At 67.0% G+C, this 14,063-nt stretch carries 13 protein-coding genes; 10 read left to right on the top strand and 3 right to left on the bottom strand.

The genetic code is table 11. The annotated features are described in order from the left end of the window. The 3 genes from LI92_RS09995 to LI92_RS09985 form a co-directional block, all read left to right on the top strand. Nucleotides 1-1,744, top strand: a 1,744-nt coding sequence (locus tag LI92_RS09995) for an acyl-CoA dehydrogenase family protein (RefSeq protein ID WP_046318448.1), incomplete at its 5' end; no start/stop codon positions are given. Between the two features lie 75 nt (nucleotides 1,745-1,819). Next, entirely contained in the window at nucleotides 1,820-3,556 is a 1,737-nt protein-coding gene (poxB, locus tag LI92_RS09990; protein WP_046318445.1) for a ubiquinone-dependent pyruvate dehydrogenase, read from the top strand. A 187-nt stretch (nucleotides 3,557-3,743) separates the two neighbouring features. Then, on the top strand, nucleotides 3,744-4,211 hold the full coding sequence (locus LI92_RS09985) for a 2-isopropylmalate synthase (protein ID WP_046318442.1): 468 nt from the start codon (nucleotides 3,744-3,746) through the stop codon (nucleotides 4,209-4,211). A gap of 27 nt (nucleotides 4,212-4,238) precedes the next feature. On the opposite strand, the gene LI92_RS09980 is transcribed toward LI92_RS09985, so the two are convergent. Then, entirely contained in the window at nucleotides 4,239-5,714 is a 1,476-nt protein-coding gene (locus LI92_RS09980) for a cytochrome P450 (protein WP_046318439.1), read from the bottom strand. Nucleotides 5,715-5,879: 165 nt separating this feature from the next. On the opposite strand from LI92_RS09980, the gene LI92_RS09975 reads away from it, so the two are divergent. Together LI92_RS09975 and LI92_RS09970 are read left to right on the top strand one after the other, a co-directional pair. Next, nucleotides 5,880-6,482, top strand: coding sequence for a TetR/AcrR family transcriptional regulator (locus LI92_RS09975; protein ID WP_046318457.1), 603 nt, complete (start codon nucleotides 5,880-5,882; stop codon nucleotides 6,480-6,482). A gap of 72 nt (nucleotides 6,483-6,554) precedes the next feature. Further along, the gene (locus LI92_RS09970; RefSeq protein ID WP_046318437.1) at nucleotides 6,555-7,430 is read left to right on the top strand and encodes an SDR family oxidoreductase; all 876 of its coding nucleotides are present in this window, start codon (nucleotides 6,555-6,557) and stop codon (nucleotides 7,428-7,430) included. Between the two features lie 24 nt (nucleotides 7,431-7,454). On the opposite strand, the gene LI92_RS09965 is transcribed toward LI92_RS09970, so the two are convergent. Continuing rightward, the gene (locus LI92_RS09965; protein ID WP_046318435.1) at nucleotides 7,455-8,630 is read right to left on the bottom strand and encodes an AAA family ATPase; all 1,176 of its coding nucleotides are present in this window, start codon (nucleotides 8,628-8,630) and stop codon (nucleotides 7,455-7,457) included. Between the two features lie 402 nt (nucleotides 8,631-9,032). Between LI92_RS09965 and LI92_RS09960 the strand changes: the two genes are divergently transcribed. The 4 genes from LI92_RS09960 to LI92_RS09945 all read left to right on the top strand — a co-directional run bounded on the left by LI92_RS09960 (nucleotide 9,033) and on the right by LI92_RS09945 (nucleotide 12,405). Further along, entirely contained in the window at nucleotides 9,033-9,272 is a 240-nt protein-coding gene (locus tag LI92_RS09960) for a redoxin NrdH (protein ID WP_046318433.1), read from the top strand. Between the two features lie 56 nt (nucleotides 9,273-9,328). Beyond that, nucleotides 9,329-9,787, top strand: coding sequence for a class Ib ribonucleoside-diphosphate reductase assembly flavoprotein NrdI (gene nrdI, locus LI92_RS09955; protein WP_046318431.1), 459 nt, complete (start codon nucleotides 9,329-9,331; stop codon nucleotides 9,785-9,787). Beyond that, entirely contained in the window at nucleotides 9,754-11,925 is a 2,172-nt protein-coding gene (gene nrdE / locus LI92_RS09950; RefSeq protein ID WP_082109649.1) for a class 1b ribonucleoside-diphosphate reductase subunit alpha, read from the top strand. The genes nrdI and nrdE overlap by 34 nt, the downstream gene beginning before the upstream one ends. 96 nt (nucleotides 11,926-12,021) lie before the next feature. Next, nucleotides 12,022-12,405 carry a VOC family protein gene (locus LI92_RS09945; protein ID WP_082109651.1) on the top strand — a complete coding sequence of 128 codons (384 nt, stop codon included), beginning with the start codon at nucleotides 12,022-12,024 and terminating at the stop codon, nucleotides 12,403-12,405. A 7-nt stretch (nucleotides 12,406-12,412) separates the two neighbouring features. On the opposite strand, the gene LI92_RS09940 is transcribed toward LI92_RS09945, so the two are convergent. Continuing rightward, nucleotides 12,413-13,087, bottom strand: coding sequence for a winged helix-turn-helix transcriptional regulator (locus LI92_RS09940; RefSeq protein WP_046318427.1), 675 nt, complete (start codon nucleotides 13,085-13,087; stop codon nucleotides 12,413-12,415). Between the two features lie 153 nt (nucleotides 13,088-13,240). Between LI92_RS09940 and LI92_RS09935 the strand changes: the two genes are divergently transcribed. Further along, a complete protein-coding gene (locus LI92_RS09935; RefSeq protein ID WP_046318426.1) occupies nucleotides 13,241-14,050 on the top strand; it encodes a class I SAM-dependent methyltransferase in 810 nt (269 codons plus the stop codon). Nucleotides 14,051-14,063: the final 13 nt, after the last annotated feature.

The raw sequence follows: 14,063 nt of genomic DNA, 5'->3' as shown, positions 1-14,063 counted from the left end.
GGTGCTGGGCGCGGGCCTGGCCGACCTGCTGCTGGTCGCCGCCGGCGAGGACGTGCTGGTGCTCGAGCGGGACCGGGCGGGAGTCAGCGTCGACGTGCCGGGCAACCTGGACCCGACCCGCCGGTCGGGCCGGGTGACGCTGACCGGTGTGGGGGTCAGTGCCGATGACACGCTCTCCGGCGGGCGCGAGTCTGCGCTCGCGCGCGCCCGGCTGCTGTTGGCCGCTGAGGCGGTCGGCGGCGCGGGCGACTGCACCGACTCGGCCGTCGAGTACGCCAAGGTGCGCGAGCAGTTCGGTCGCACCATAGCCACCTTCCAGGCGATCAAGCACCATTGCGCCAACATGCTGGTCGCCGCGGAGTCGGCGACCGCCGCGGTCTGGGACGCCGCACGCGCCGACGGCGAGGACGAGTTCGCCTTCCGGCTGGCCGCTGCGGTCGCCGCCACGCTGGCGTTCCCCGCCTACGTGCGCAACGCCGAACTCAACATCCAGGTGCACGGTGGTATCGGATACACCTGGGAGCACGACGCCCACCTGCAGCTGCGCCGCGCCCTGACGGTGCAGGCGCTGTTCGGCGGCGATGCCCCGGCCCAGGCGGTCTTCGACAGCGCCGCAGCCGGCATCACCCGGTCCAACAGCCTGGACCTGCCGCCCGAGGCAGAGCAGCTGCGCACCCGCATCCAGGCCGACGCCGCTGAGATCGCAGCGCTGAGCGGCGACGAACAGCTGGATCGGCTGATCGCGACCGGCTACGTGATGCCGCACTGGCCCAAGCCGTGGGGCAGAGCGGCCGACGCCGTCGAGCAGCTGGTGATCGAGCAGGAGTTCAGCGCCGCCGGTATCACGCGGCCCGACTACTCGATCACCGGTTGGGTGATCCTGACCCTGATCCAGCAGGGCACCGATTGGCAGATCGAGCGATTCGTGGAGAAGGCGCTGCGCCAGGAGGAGATCTGGTGCCAGCTGTTCTCCGAGCCCGGTGCCGGCTCGGATGCCGCCGCGGTCAAGACCAAGGCGACCCGGGTCGAGGGCGGTTGGAAGATCACCGGTCAGAAGGTGTGGACCTCCGGGGCGCACCTGTGCCGGCGCGGCCTGGCCACGGTGCGTACCGACTTCGAGGTGCCCAAGCACGCCGGTATCACCATGGTGATCATCGACATGCACGCCCCCGGTGTCGAGGTGCGGCCACTGCGCCAGATCACCGGCGGCTCGGAGTTCAACGAGGTGTTCTTCAACGATGTCTTCGTCCCCGATGAGGACGTCGTGGGCCAGGTCAACGAAGGCTGGAAGGTGGCCCGCGCCACCTTGGGCAACGAGCGGGTGAGCATCGGCGGTGGTGGCGGCTTCACCGCGGGCATCGACCAGCAGCTGATCGCCCTGGCCCAGCAGCACCGGCATGCGGTGGCCGACGCGGAGGTGCGGATCGGCCGGTTCGTCGCCGACGAGCACGCGCTGCGGTTGCTGAATCTGCGCCGGGTGGCGCGCAGCATCGCCGGCGCTGGGCCGGGCCCGGAGGGCAACGTGACCAAGCTGAAGCTGGCCGAGCACATGGGGGACGGGGCGGCGATCGGAGCGGCGTTGCTGGGTCCCGATGTGGCCCTCGACGACGGCCCGGGGGCGCTGGCCGGCCGGATGGTGATGGGAGCGCGCGGTATCGCGATCGCCGGCGGCACCTCGGAGGTGACGCGCAACCAGATCGCCGAGCGAATTTTGGGGATGCCCCGCGATCCGCTGATCAAGTAGCGTTGCCGGTGTGCGTGCCGGGGGTATCACCCTTCGGCACGCACACCGGCGCACCCTCGCTTGAGGAGGACGGACATGGCAACCGTCGCAGACCATGTCATTGCGGTTCTCAAACGCAGCGGGGTGCAGCGCATCTTCGGGATACCCGGAGACAGCCTCAACGGGCTCACCGACGCGATCCGCCGGGCCGGCGACGTCGCCTGGGAACAGGTGCGCCACGAGGAGTCAGCTGCTTTCGCCGCAGCCGCGGAGGCGGCGCTTGGCGGTCGGCTTTCGGTATGCGCCGGCAGTTGCGGACCGGGCAACCTGCACCTGATCAACGGGCTGTTCGACGCGCAGCGCAGCCGGGTGCCGGTGCTGGCGATCGCCGCCCATATCCCGTTGGCCGAGGTCGGCTCCGACTACTTCCAGGAAACCCATCCGCAGAACCTGTTTCGTGATTGCAGCGTCTACTGCGAGTTGGTCAGCACACCCGAGCAGGCGCCGCGGATCCTGGGGTTGGCCATGCGTGCGGCGGTGGAGGAGAACGGTGTCGCTGTCGTGGTGGTGCCGGGCGAGATCTTCGGCCACCGTCTCGACGAGACCGCCTGGGGGGCGCGCCCGGTGCGTCCCACCGGATCGGTCTGCCGCCCCGACGAACAGGGGCTTCGGGCGGCCGCGGCCATGCTCAACTCCGCCGCCAACGTCACCATTCTGGCCGGCGCCGGGGTAGCCGGCGCCCACGACCAGGTGATCGAGCTGGCGCGCACGCTACAGGCCCCGATAGTGCACGCCCTGCGCGGCAAGGAATACATCGAATACGACAATCCCTACGACGTCGGCATGACCGGGCTGCTCGGATTCGCCTCCGGCTACAAGGCGATCCGGGAAGCCGATTTGCTGCTGATGCTCGGCACCGACTTCCCCTACCAGCAGTTCTATCCCGACCGTGCGCAGATCATCCAAGTCGATATCCGTGGCCGCAACCTCGGCCGGCGTGCTCCGATCGACCTCGGGCTACGTGGCCGGGTAGCCGACACCGTGAGCGCGTTACGGCCGCTGCTGGTGGACAAGACCGACTCCGCTCACCTGGAGAAGTCGCTCAAGCATTACCGCAAGACGCGCCGGCGACTCGACGCGCTGGCGTCCAACGATCGAGACCGCACCCCGATACGTCCCGAATACGTTGCCGCGGTGGCTAATCGGCTTGCCGCAGAAGATGCGGTGTTCACCGTAGACGTCGGCTCGCCGGTGGTGTGGGCAGCGCGCTACCTCACCATGAACGGCCGGCGACGGCTGATCGGGTCGTTCAACCACGGCACCATGGCGTGCGCGCTACCGCATGCGATCGGCGCCCAGTCCGTGGACAGACAGCGTCAGGTGATCGCGTTGGCCGGCGATGGGGGACTGGCCATGGGGTTCGGTGAGCTGCTCACGCTGATACAGAATCGCTTGCCGGTCAAGGTGATCGTGTTCAACAACTCGTCGCTGAACTTCGTCGAGCTGGAGATGAAGGCCGCCGGCATCGTCACTTTCGGCACCGAGTTGACCAATCCGGATTTCAGCGCCGTCGCCGCGGCACTGGGCATGTTCGGGCGGCGGGTGGAGCAGCCGGGGCACCTCGAGGCGGCACTGGCCGAGGCCTTCGCCTACGCCGGTCCGGCTGTGGTCGACGTGGTGACCGCCCGCCAGGAGTTGACGATTCCGCCGGTGATCACCGCCGAACAGGCCAAAGGGTTTTCGCTCTACGCGATCCGCACCGTCCTGGCCGGTCGCGGCGACGAACTGCTGGATCTGGTGAGCACCAACGTGGCGCGTCGCATTCTGAGTTGAGCCGATCCGGGCGTCGGCCATAAATCCCTTGCACACCGGTCGCAGCGGCCACTAGCCTGGTGTGATCATGCGTCATCTTCTCGTAGTAGCCGGCACCCGCAGCGGGGTCTGATCCAAGACCGACCCCCGCTGTGGGTCGGAAAGCTACTACCCGTCGGTCGCTCTCCCGAGAAGAAAAGACCGCACCATGACCAGCACATCCTTTGCGGACCAATTCCAGACCCCGCTCCCGCGTGAGCTGCAGGATCCGGCCGCCCAGCTCAGCTGGGACGGTTTCGTGGCGACCTATGGTCGCTGCGCCGGACCCCTGCGGCTGGGCCGGTGGCGCTGCCTGGACGCCGACCGGCCCGCGGCACGGCTGGGGCTGCGGGGCCGCACCTACCAGGCGACGATCGCCCTGGGAGACCGAACCGGCACCTGTACCGCGGCGGCGCACGGCCCGCTGGCCGCGCTCACCGAAATGCTGTACGAGCGCGGAATCACCTTGGAGATCCTGGAATTTCACCAGCTCGGGTGTGGCAGCGACACGGTGACGTTCATCCACGGCTCCGACGGGCGAGCGGCGGCCTGGGCGGTGGGCTTCGCACCCGACGCTGGGCGCTCGGCCGTGGACGCCGTCGTGACGTGCGTCAACCGGCTGCTGACGGCGGCCTGAGCTGCCGCCAGCAGCACGGCGGGAGCGTCAGAGCCGGCGCAAGACGATCGGCATCCCGTCCATCGGCAGCGGCATGCCGCCGTAGTCCCAGCGCGGCTTGTAGCCCGGGTGGGCCAGCTCGATCCGGTACTGGCGCAGCAACCGGTGCAGCACCGTCTTGATCTCGAGGCGGCCGAACACCATCCCGATGCACTTGTGGGCACCGCCACCGAACGGGGCCCAGGCGTAGCGGTGCTTCTTGTGCTCCGAGCGCGGCTCGAGGAACCGCTCGGGGTCGAACTGCCGCGGGTTGGTGTAGAGCTCGGGCAGCCAGTGGTTCATCCCGGGCCAGGTGACCACGTTGGTGCCCGCCGGCACGTAGTAGCCCAGCAGGTCGGTGTCGCGCACGGTTTGGCGCATGTTGAACGGCAGCGGGGTCACCAGCCGCAGCGACTCGTCCATCACCAGGTCGAGGGTCTCCAGCTTTTCCAGGGCCTCGATGTCCAGCGGCGCGTCGCCATGCCGCGCCGATTCGTCCCGAGCCCGGTCCTGCCAGTCCTGGTGGGCGGCAAGGTGGTAGATCATGGTGGTCACGGTCGAGGTGGTGGTGTCGTGAGCAGCCATCATCAGGAAGATCATGTGGTTGACGATGTCTTCGTCGGAGAAGCTGTTGCCGTCCTCATCCGCGGTGTGACAGAGCACCGTCAGCATGTCGGTGCCCTCGGCGTTACGGCGCTCCTTGACCCGCTCGACGAAGTACTCCTCGAGCAGCTTGCGGCCCTGCAGACCCTGCCACCATTTGAACGGCGGCACTCCGGTGCGGATGATCGCGCCGCCGGCCCGGGTGGTCTGCTCGAAGGCGCGGTTGACCTTGGTGACCAGCTGGTGATCGCTGCCCGGCTCGTGGCCCATGAACACCACCGAAGCGACGTCGAGGGTCAGTTCCTTCATGGCCGGGTACACCAGGAAGCGGTTGTCGTCGGTGGGCCAGCCGGCCACGATCGCCGACGCCACCCGGTCGATGTCCTCGACGTAGCTGGCCAGCCGGGGTCGGGTGAAGGCGGACTGCATGATCCGCCGGTGCGCCATGTGCTCGTCGAACTCCAGCATCATCAGGCCGCGGTTGAAGAACGGCCCGATCACCGGGAGCCAGCCCTTCTGCGAATAGTCCTTGTTCTTGTTCGTGAAGATCGTCTGGGTGGCGTCCGGTCCCAGCGCGACGATCGACGGCAGGATGGGCGAGTCGGCGAAGGTGATCGGCCCCCGCGTGTTGTACAGGTGCAGCGGGAAGTCCGGGCCCTGGCGGAACATCTCGACGATGTGCCCCAGCAGCGGCAGACCGGAGTCGCCGACGATGGGCTTGAGGCCGCTGCCCGCCGGGGGAGTCGCCAACGTTTTCTGCGGCCAGTCGACGCTCATCAGCCGCTTTTCCAGCAACCCCATCCCGGGGATGGTGTTGACTGTGGGGACGAAGCGACGCTTAGCCTGGTCCAGCAGGTAACGCGGCGTGCTGATCGTGGTCACAAACGCTCCTTAACAGCCCGGACGGAATTGTGGTAACCGTCACTTGGTCATCATCCTTAGATTAAAATTGACGCCTGTCAAGTTTGAATCCGGTGCGGCGTGGTGCAAGGTGCAAAGGTGAACACTGAGGATGACGTGGGCGGGCGGTCTTCCGACGATCAGCCGATGCGGCGGGGTGACAAGCAACGTCAGGCGATAGTTCAGGCGGTACGGGAACTGCTGGAGGAGAAACCTTTCGCAGAACTGTCCGTGAGCACGATCAGCGACCGGGCCGGGGTGGCCCGCTCGGGGTTCTACTTCTACTTCGACTCCAAGTACGCGGTACTGGCGCAGATCCTCGCCGAGGCCACACATGAGCTCGAAGAGCTGACGCAGTACTTCGCGCCGCGGGGCGCTGACGAGTCGCCGGCGGAGTTCGCGCGGCGCATGGTGGGCAGTGCGGCAGCGGTCTACGCACACAACGACCCGGTGATGTCGGCGTGCAACATCGCGCGCAACAGCGACGCCGAGATCCGGGAGTTGCTCGACGCCCAGATCGACGCGGTGATCGATCAGATCGTCGCTGTGATCACCGACGAGATGGCCGCCGGGACGGCGAATCCGATCAGTACGGACCTTCCGGCGCTGGTGCGTACCCTGGCGGCCACCACCGGCTACATGCTGTCCGGCGACAGCGCGTTCCTGGGTTCGGACGGGGATGTGGGTCGTGGGGTGGAGGTGCTCGAGGCGCTGTGGCGCAACGCCCTGTGGGGCGGCCGCGTGGATTAGGCGCGGCGGCCCCGCGCGTGCCGCCGTGTCCCGGGGGATCCGTGCGCGATACCGCCGGTATCGTCTGCATCCATGACACGCCTAGGGCAGTACTACCGGGGAAAGCGGTGTTTCATCACCGGAGCGGCCAGCGGGATCGGACGGGCCACCGCGTTGCGGTTGGCTGAGTATGGTGCCGAGCTGTACCTGACCGACCGCAATGCCGAGGGCCTGGCCGAAACGGTCGCCGACGCACGCGCTCTGGGCGCGCTGGTGCCCGAGCACCGGGCGATCGACGTCGCCGACTACGACGCTGTCGCCGCCTTCGCCGCCGACATCCATGAGCGCCACCAGGCCATGGACGTCGTGATGAACATCGCCGGGGTGTCGGCGTGGGGGACCGTCGACCGGTTGACTCACGAGCAGTGGCGAAAGATGGTCGACATCAACCTGATGGGCCCGATCCACGTCATCGAATCGTTCCTGCCGCAGATGGTGGCCGGCGGCCGCGGCGGCCACCTGGTCAATGTGTCCTCGGCGGCCGGAATCGTGGCCCTGCCCTGGCACGCCGCCTATTCCGCCAGCAAGTACGGCCTGCGCGGCGTGTCGGAGGTACTGCGCTTCGATCTGGCCCGTCACAAGATCGGGGTGTCGGTGGTGGTTCCGGGCGCGGTCAAGACCGGGCTGGTCAACACCGTCGAGATCGCCGGCGTGGACCGCGAGGACCCGCACGTGGAGAAATGGGTGGGCCGCTTTGCCGGTCACGCCGTGTCGCCGGAGAAGGCGGCGGACAAGATCCTGGCCGGGGTGGCACGCAATCGCTACCTGGTCTACACCTCCGGCGACATCCGGGCGCTGTATGCGTTCAAGCGGCTGGCCTGGCTGCCCTACAGCGTGGCCATGCGTCAGGCCAACGTGCTGTTCAGCCGGGCGCTGCGGCCGTCGCGGTCGGCCCTGCCCGGTTCCTGATCCGCGCACCTGCGCCCAGGAACCTCAGCGGCTGCCCCAGTCCCACGCCGGGGTGTTGAGTAGGCCCAACCCGGCGCCCCGCGTCTCGCCGTAGTCCTTGTACACCTCGATCTCGGCGGTGTCGTGGCGGCCGGCCTCGGCTACGGGCACCGCCCCGAGCAGTTCGGGCATGGTCCGCGCGTGGGTGACCACCACAACCTGGGTTCGGCCTGCTGCGGCCCGGATTAGCTCGGTCAGCGGTGCCACCAGGTCGGGATGCAGCGAGGTCTCCGGCTCGTTGAGCACCATCAGTGACGGTGGCTGCGGGCTCAGCAGCGCGGCGGCCCACAACAGGAAGCGCAGGGTGCCGTCGGAGAGCTCCGCGGCCCGCAGCGGCCGCAGCATGCCCCGTTGCCGCAGCTGCAGGTCGAACAGGCCGTCGTGCGAGCTCACCGCGAGCGTCGCGCCGTCGAAGGCCGCCGCCACCGCGCGAGCCAACGCGTCGTCGCCGGATTCGATGATGGTCTGCACCGCCGCGGCCAGGTCGACGCCGTCGCCGGCGAGGACCGGGGTGCGGGTCCCCACCTGTGGCCGGCGCACCGGCGCGCCGGCGTCCACCCGGAAGCCGTCATAAAAGCGCCAATCCCGCAGGCGGTCGCGAACCGCGGCCAGCTCCGGATGTGCGGCGGGGTGGGCGAACTCGGCGAGCACGCTGCGATAGGCGGGCAGGGTCCGGGCGAGTTCCCGGTCACCGGAGTCGGTGCTGGCGTGGGCGTAGGCCCGGGTACGGCTCACCAACGTGGCGCCGCGCCGGGGCGCCGGACCGGCGAAGACCACTTCACGCTTGATCTCCGGATCGTGGGCGAACGCCGAATCGGCACCCGACTGCGGTAGACCCAGATCGACCAGGTAGCCGAAGTCGTCGGAGGCAAAGCCCAGCTCCAACGAGACAGGCCGGGTTCGCCGGGTGCCCTGCTCGACCCCGCTGCGGCGCGCTTCGCCGAGTTGCTCCGGACCGGCCCACAGCACCGACTCCAGGCCGCCCTCGCGGGCCAGGGAGCCGATCACCTCACCCCGGCCGCAATCGGCCAGCAGCCGCAGCGAGCGGTAGAGCGACGATTTGCCGGTGCCGTTGGCTCCGGTGACGACGGTGAGTCGATGCAGCGGCAGGACCACCTCGCGAAGCGAGCGGTAACCGCGGACCGCGACGGTGGACAGCATGGCTGGGAGGCTACCGGCATTTGCTGGGCGGGCGGACGCGGTGCCGCGGGCGGGCGTTGTTGTCGGTGGGCGCTGATAGACCTGTCGGCATGAGATATCAAAGACCGTTTTGTGATGTTCGACACGCCGGGGCGCGGCCTGCCGCAGGCTTACAACCAGCGAATTTCAAGAATGTCGTTCGGAACATCTAGTATTGCTTCTCACGAGGAGCCACTAGGTGTAGTGTTTCAAGCACCGACAGACCCCGGATCGTACGGCTGTCCGAATCGCGGCCACAGACACCGAATCGGTGTCCCGAGCTGCGGCGGAAGCCGAAAGTCCAAGGCCTTGGCGGCCCACCGAGAGTAGTACCTGACCCGTCATCCGTTTGTCGTCGACAATTCGCTGAGGAGCCTGTCGCCCATGAGCATCACCGTCTACACCAAGCCCGCTTGCGTGCAGTGCAACGCGACGTACAAGGCGTTGGACAACCAGGGCCTCGCCTACGAGAAGGTCGACATCTCGCTGGACCCCGACGCCCGCGACTACGTGATGGCGCTGGGCTACCTGCAGGCCCCGGTGGTGGTGGCCGGTGGCGAGCACTGGTCGGGCTTCCGTCCGGACCGTATCAAGGCGCTGGCCCAGACCGCGCTCAGCGCGTAGCCCGGTTGCCGGGTCTGGTGCGGGTGGAGTCTGACTGAGAGCTGAAGGGGGGCGCCATGCCTGCGGATTCACCATGCAGCCTGGTGTATTTCTCCTCGGTGTCGGAGAACACCCACCGCTTTGTGCAGAAGCTGCACCTGCCGGCCATCCGAATCCCACTGCACGGACGCATCGAGGTGGACCACCCCTATGTGTTGGTCCTGCCGACCTACGGCGGCGGACGTCAGCAGCCCGACGGCAATGAGGGCGGCTACGTGCCCAAGCAGGTCATCGCGTTTTTGAACAACGAACACAACCGGCGGCTGATACGCGGCGTGATCGCGGCCGGCAACACCAACTTCGGTGCGGAATTCTGCTACGCGGGCAACGTGATCGCCCGCAAGTGCGGCGTGCCGTACCTGTACCGATTCGAATTGATGGGAACCGACGAGGACGTCCAAGCCGTCCGCGCGGGCTTGGACGACTTCTGGAAGGACGAGGCATGTCACCGACCGCTGCAACTGCAGAGCAGGTAACCACTACCCCCCGCAGCGCTCCGGTGGGCGAGCTGGACTTCCACGCGCTCAACGCGATGCTCAACCTGTACGACAGCGACGGCAACATCCAGTTCGACAAGGACGTGCTGGCCGCCCGCCAGTACTTCCTGGAGCACGTCAACCAGAACACGGTGTTCTTCCACAATCAGGACGAGAAGCTCGACTACCTGATCCAGAAGGAGTACTACGAGCGTGAGGTGCTCGACCAGTACTCCCGCAACTTCGTCAAGTCGCTGCTGGATCGGGCGTACGCCAAGAAGTTTCGCTTCCCGACGTTCCTCGGTGCGTTCAAGTACTACACCTCCTACACGCTGAAGACCTTCGACGGCAAGCGCTACCTGGAGCGCTTCGAGGACCGCGTGTGCATGGTGGCGCTGACGCTGGCCGCGGGTGACACCAGGCTGGCCGAGCAACTCGTCGACGAGATCATCGACGGACGCTTCCAGCCCGCCACCCCGACTTTCCTGAACTCGGGCAAGAAGCAGCGCGGCGAGGCGGTCAGCTGCTTTCTGCTGCGCATCGAAGACAACATGGAATCGATCGGCCGGTCGATCAACTCCGCCCTTCAGCTGTCCAAGCGCGGCGGGGGAGTGGCGCTGCTGCTGACCAACATTCGCGAGCACGGCGCCCCGATCAAAAACATCGAGAACCAGTCTTCCGGGGTCATCCCGATCATGAAGCTGCTCGAGGACTCGTTCTCCTACGCCAACCAGCTCGGGGCCCGCCAAGGCGCTGGGGCGGTGTACCTGCACGCCCACCACCCGGACATCTATCGCTTCCTGGACACCAAGCGGGAGAACGCCGACGAGAAGATCCGGATCAAGACGCTGAGCCTGGGCGTGGTGATTCCCGACATCACCTTCGAGCTGGCCAAGAAGAACGAGGACATGTACCTGTTCTCGCCCTACGACGTCGAGAAGTTCTACGGCGTTCCCTTCGCCGACATCTCGGTCAGCGAGAAGTACTACGAGATGGTCGACAACTCGGCGATCCGCAAGACCAAGATCAAGGCTCGCGAGTTCTTCCAGACGCTGGCCGAATTGCAGTTCGAGTCCGGCTACCCCTACATCATGTTCGAGGACACGGTGAACCGGGCGAACCCGATCGCCGGCAAGATCACCCACTCGAACCTGTGCTCGGAGATCCTGCAGGTCTCCACCGCCTCGCAGTACAACGACGACCTGTCGTATGCCAAGGTGGGCAAGGACATCTCCTGCAACCTGGGCTCGCTCAACATCGCCAAGGCGATGGACTCGCCCGACTTCGGTCAGACCATCGAGGTCGCGATCCGGGCGCTGACCGCGGTGTCGGACCAGACCCACATCTGGTCGGTGCCCTCGATCGAGCACGGCAACAACGAGTCGCACGCCATCGGGCTGGGCCAGATGAACCTGCACGGCTACCTGGCCCGGGAACGGATCTTCTACGGTTCCGAAGAGGGCATCGACTTCACCAACATCTACTTCTACACCGTGCTGTATCACGCGTTGCGCGCGTCGAACCGGCTGGCGCTGGAACGGGGCAAGGCGTTCGTCGGCTTCGAACAGTCCAAGTACGCCACCGGCGAGTTCTTCGACAAATACACCGAGCAGGTGTGGGAGCCCAAGACGGCGCGGGTGCGCGAGCTGTTCGCCGACGCGGGAATCCGGATTCCCAACCAGGATGATTGGCGCCGGCTCAAAGAGTCGGTGCAGACCCACGGCATCTACAACCAGAACCTGCAGGCCGTTCCGCCGACCGGGTCGATCTCCTACATCAACCACTCGACGTCATCGATCCACCCGATCGTGGCACGCATCGAGATCCGCAAGGAAGGCAAGATCGGCCGGGTCTACTACCCGGCGCCGTATATGACCAACGACAACCTGGAGTACTACCAGGACGCCTACGAGATCGGCTACGAGAAGATCATCGACACCTACGCCGCGGCCACCCAGCACGTGGACCAGGGGCTGAGCCTGACGCTGTTCTTCAAGGACACCGCGACCACCCGCGACGTGAACAAGGCGCAGATTTACGCCTGGCGCAAGGGAATCAAGACGCTGTACTACATCCGCCTGCGGCAGATGGCGCTGGAGGGCACCGAGGTCGAGGGCTGCGTGTCCTGCATGCTGTAGGGCCGTTCGAGACGAGTCGCAGGCCGGGGGCTATTGCCCCTGGCCTGCTTCTCTGTTTAGAGACGCCGCCGTGCCGGCGTGAATAAGGTGGGCGGCGTGACCCGGATCAGACCCTTTCTCATGTTCCAGGGCGGGACCGCCGCCGCCGCGATCGAGCTGTACCTGGCTGCGTTCCCGGGAGCCACGGTGATCTCCTCGACGCCGCACCCCGACCCGGCCGCCGGCATCATGCTGGCCGAGCTCGACCTGGCCGGGCTGCGGGTGCTGGTCAGCGACAGCGCGGTCACCCATGGCTTCGACTTCACCCCGTCGACCTCACTGTTCGTGGAAGTCGCCGACCGTGCGGAGTTGGAACGGCTGGTGGCCACGCTGGGGGAGGGCGGTGCGACGTTGATGCCGCTTGGTGAGTACGGCTTCTCCACCGCATTTGCCTGGATCAACGACCGATTCGGGGTGTCCTGGCAGCTCAACCTGCCCTGAGCGATACTCAGGCCGGCCGGGGCACCGAGGCGGCTCGGCCCTGCCCGATCCAGGTGGGAATGGCTCGGCGCACATCGGTGGGTCCCGACAGTGCGACGCTGCCTTCGCGCACGGCATCTGACCAACCGAGATCGCCGCGCCAGATCCGGGTCAGGACCCGCAGGCTGGTCTCGACAGTGCCGGTCACCTCGTAACCGGGGTCGAAGTTGCACACCTCGGCCTCGCCGTTGGCGACCACCAGCCACCACCGCGACGCCTTGGCCGCCACCCCGTCGAGAGTGAATTCGACCGTGGTGCGTGACCGTGGCCAGTTATCGATCGGGATGGTGCGGCGGATATCCCAGAACAGCAGGTGCGGGTCGAGGTCGGCGTCGCCGAGGTCGCCGATCCAACGTATCCCCCACGTGGTGAGCGCCTCCACCGTTGCCGCCAGATCTTTGCCGCACGCGGTGAGGGAATACGTTGCACGGCCGTCGGTTTCGGTGCGCTCGACGACACCGGCGCGGACCAGCGACTTGAGCCGCTTGGAGAGCAGCGCCGGTGACATCTTGGGGACGCCACGGCGCAGATCGTTGAAGTGGGTGCTGCCGAGCAGCAGTTCGCGCACCACCAGCAATGTCCAGCGTTCGTCGAGCAGCTCCATGGCCTTGGCCATGGGGCAGAACTGGTTGTATCCCGACATCTGCGTACCTTCCCGGATCGCTGTCTCAATCTAAGGTCTCGCGGACCGGCCTGGCCAGTACAGATTCTGTAGCGCGGTGGCTACAGATCCAGTACTGGATATGGCGTGCGGCCGGTTCGATCATGGGTTGACCGATGCGAAAGGAACCAACGGATGAACGCGGTAGTCAACGACCTCGAGGCCAAGCACCGAGCGCTGTGGGCGCTCGGCGACTATGCGGCCATCGCCAGCCAGGTGGTGGCCCCGCTGGGGCCGGTGCTGGCCCAAGCCTGCGGCATCGCGCCGCACCACCGGGTGCTCGACGTCGCAGCGGGAACCGGGAATGCGGCGATCCCTGCCGCCGCCACCGGAGCCAGCGTGGTGGCCAGCGATCTGTGCCCAGAACTGGTGCAGCAGGGCCGTGCCCGCGGCGCGCAACACGGTGTCACGGTGGACTGGCGCGAGGCCAACGCGGAGGCGCTGCCGTTCGCCGACGACGAGTTTGACGTGGTGATGTCCTGCATCGGCGTCATGTTCGCGCCGCACCATCAGTCGTCGGCCGACGAAATGATCCGAGTCTGCCGGCCGGGCGGACGCATCGGTGTGCTCAGCTGGACGCCGGAGGGCTTCATCGGCCAACTGTTCGCCACCATGAAGCCCTACGTGCCGGCACCCCCGCCGGGAGCGTCCGCACCGCCGTTGTGGGGCAGCGAACCGTACGTACGAGCACTGCTCGGCGACGCGGTCATCGATGTCGCCGCCGAGCGGCGCGGGCTGCCGGTCCAAGCCTTCGCCGACGGCGCAGCGTTCCGTGATTACTTCAAGGCCAACTACGGGCCCACGATCGCGGCCTACCAGGGGATCGCCGGGGACCCGGATCGCGTGGCGGCGCTGGACCTCGACATCGCGGCACTGGGTGATCGTTTTCTGCAAGGCGGTGCGATGGACTGGGAGTACCTGCTGGTGACCGCGCGCAAGCGCTGAGCGCAGCGCGTGC

The sequence above is a fragment of the Mycobacterium sp. UM_Kg1 genome, from assembly GCF_000972925.1.
GTDB lineage: Bacteria > Actinomycetota > Actinomycetes > Mycobacteriales > Mycobacteriaceae > Mycobacterium > Mycobacterium hiberniae.
Note: the sequence above shows the minus strand (reverse complement) of the source record. Positions and strands in the feature narration are given on the sequence as shown.

Coding starts and splice junctions, on each gene's coding strand:
- nrdI (WP_046318431.1), top strand. CDS start 9,329: ATGCCTGCGGATTCACCATGCAGCCTGGTGTATTTCTCCTCGGTGTCG.
- nrdE (WP_082109649.1), top strand. CDS start 9,754: ATGTCACCGACCGCTGCAACTGCAGAGCAGGTAACCACTACCCCCCGC.
- LI92_RS09970 (WP_046318437.1), top strand. CDS start 6,555: ATGACACGCCTAGGGCAGTACTACCGGGGAAAGCGGTGTTTCATCACC.
- LI92_RS09935 (WP_046318426.1), top strand. CDS start 13,241: ATGAACGCGGTAGTCAACGACCTCGAGGCCAAGCACCGAGCGCTGTGG.
- LI92_RS09960 (WP_046318433.1), top strand. CDS start 9,033: ATGAGCATCACCGTCTACACCAAGCCCGCTTGCGTGCAGTGCAACGCG.
- LI92_RS09940 (WP_046318427.1), bottom strand. CDS start 13,087: ATGTCGGGATACAACCAGTTCTGCCCCATGGCCAAGGCCATGGAGCTG.
- LI92_RS09965 (WP_046318435.1), bottom strand. CDS start 8,630: ATGCTGTCCACCGTCGCGGTCCGCGGTTACCGCTCGCTTCGCGAGGTG.
- LI92_RS09975 (WP_046318457.1), top strand. CDS start 5,880: ATGCGGCGGGGTGACAAGCAACGTCAGGCGATAGTTCAGGCGGTACGG.
- LI92_RS09985 (WP_046318442.1), top strand. CDS start 3,744: ATGACCAGCACATCCTTTGCGGACCAATTCCAGACCCCGCTCCCGCGT.
- poxB (WP_046318445.1), top strand. CDS start 1,820: ATGGCAACCGTCGCAGACCATGTCATTGCGGTTCTCAAACGCAGCGGG.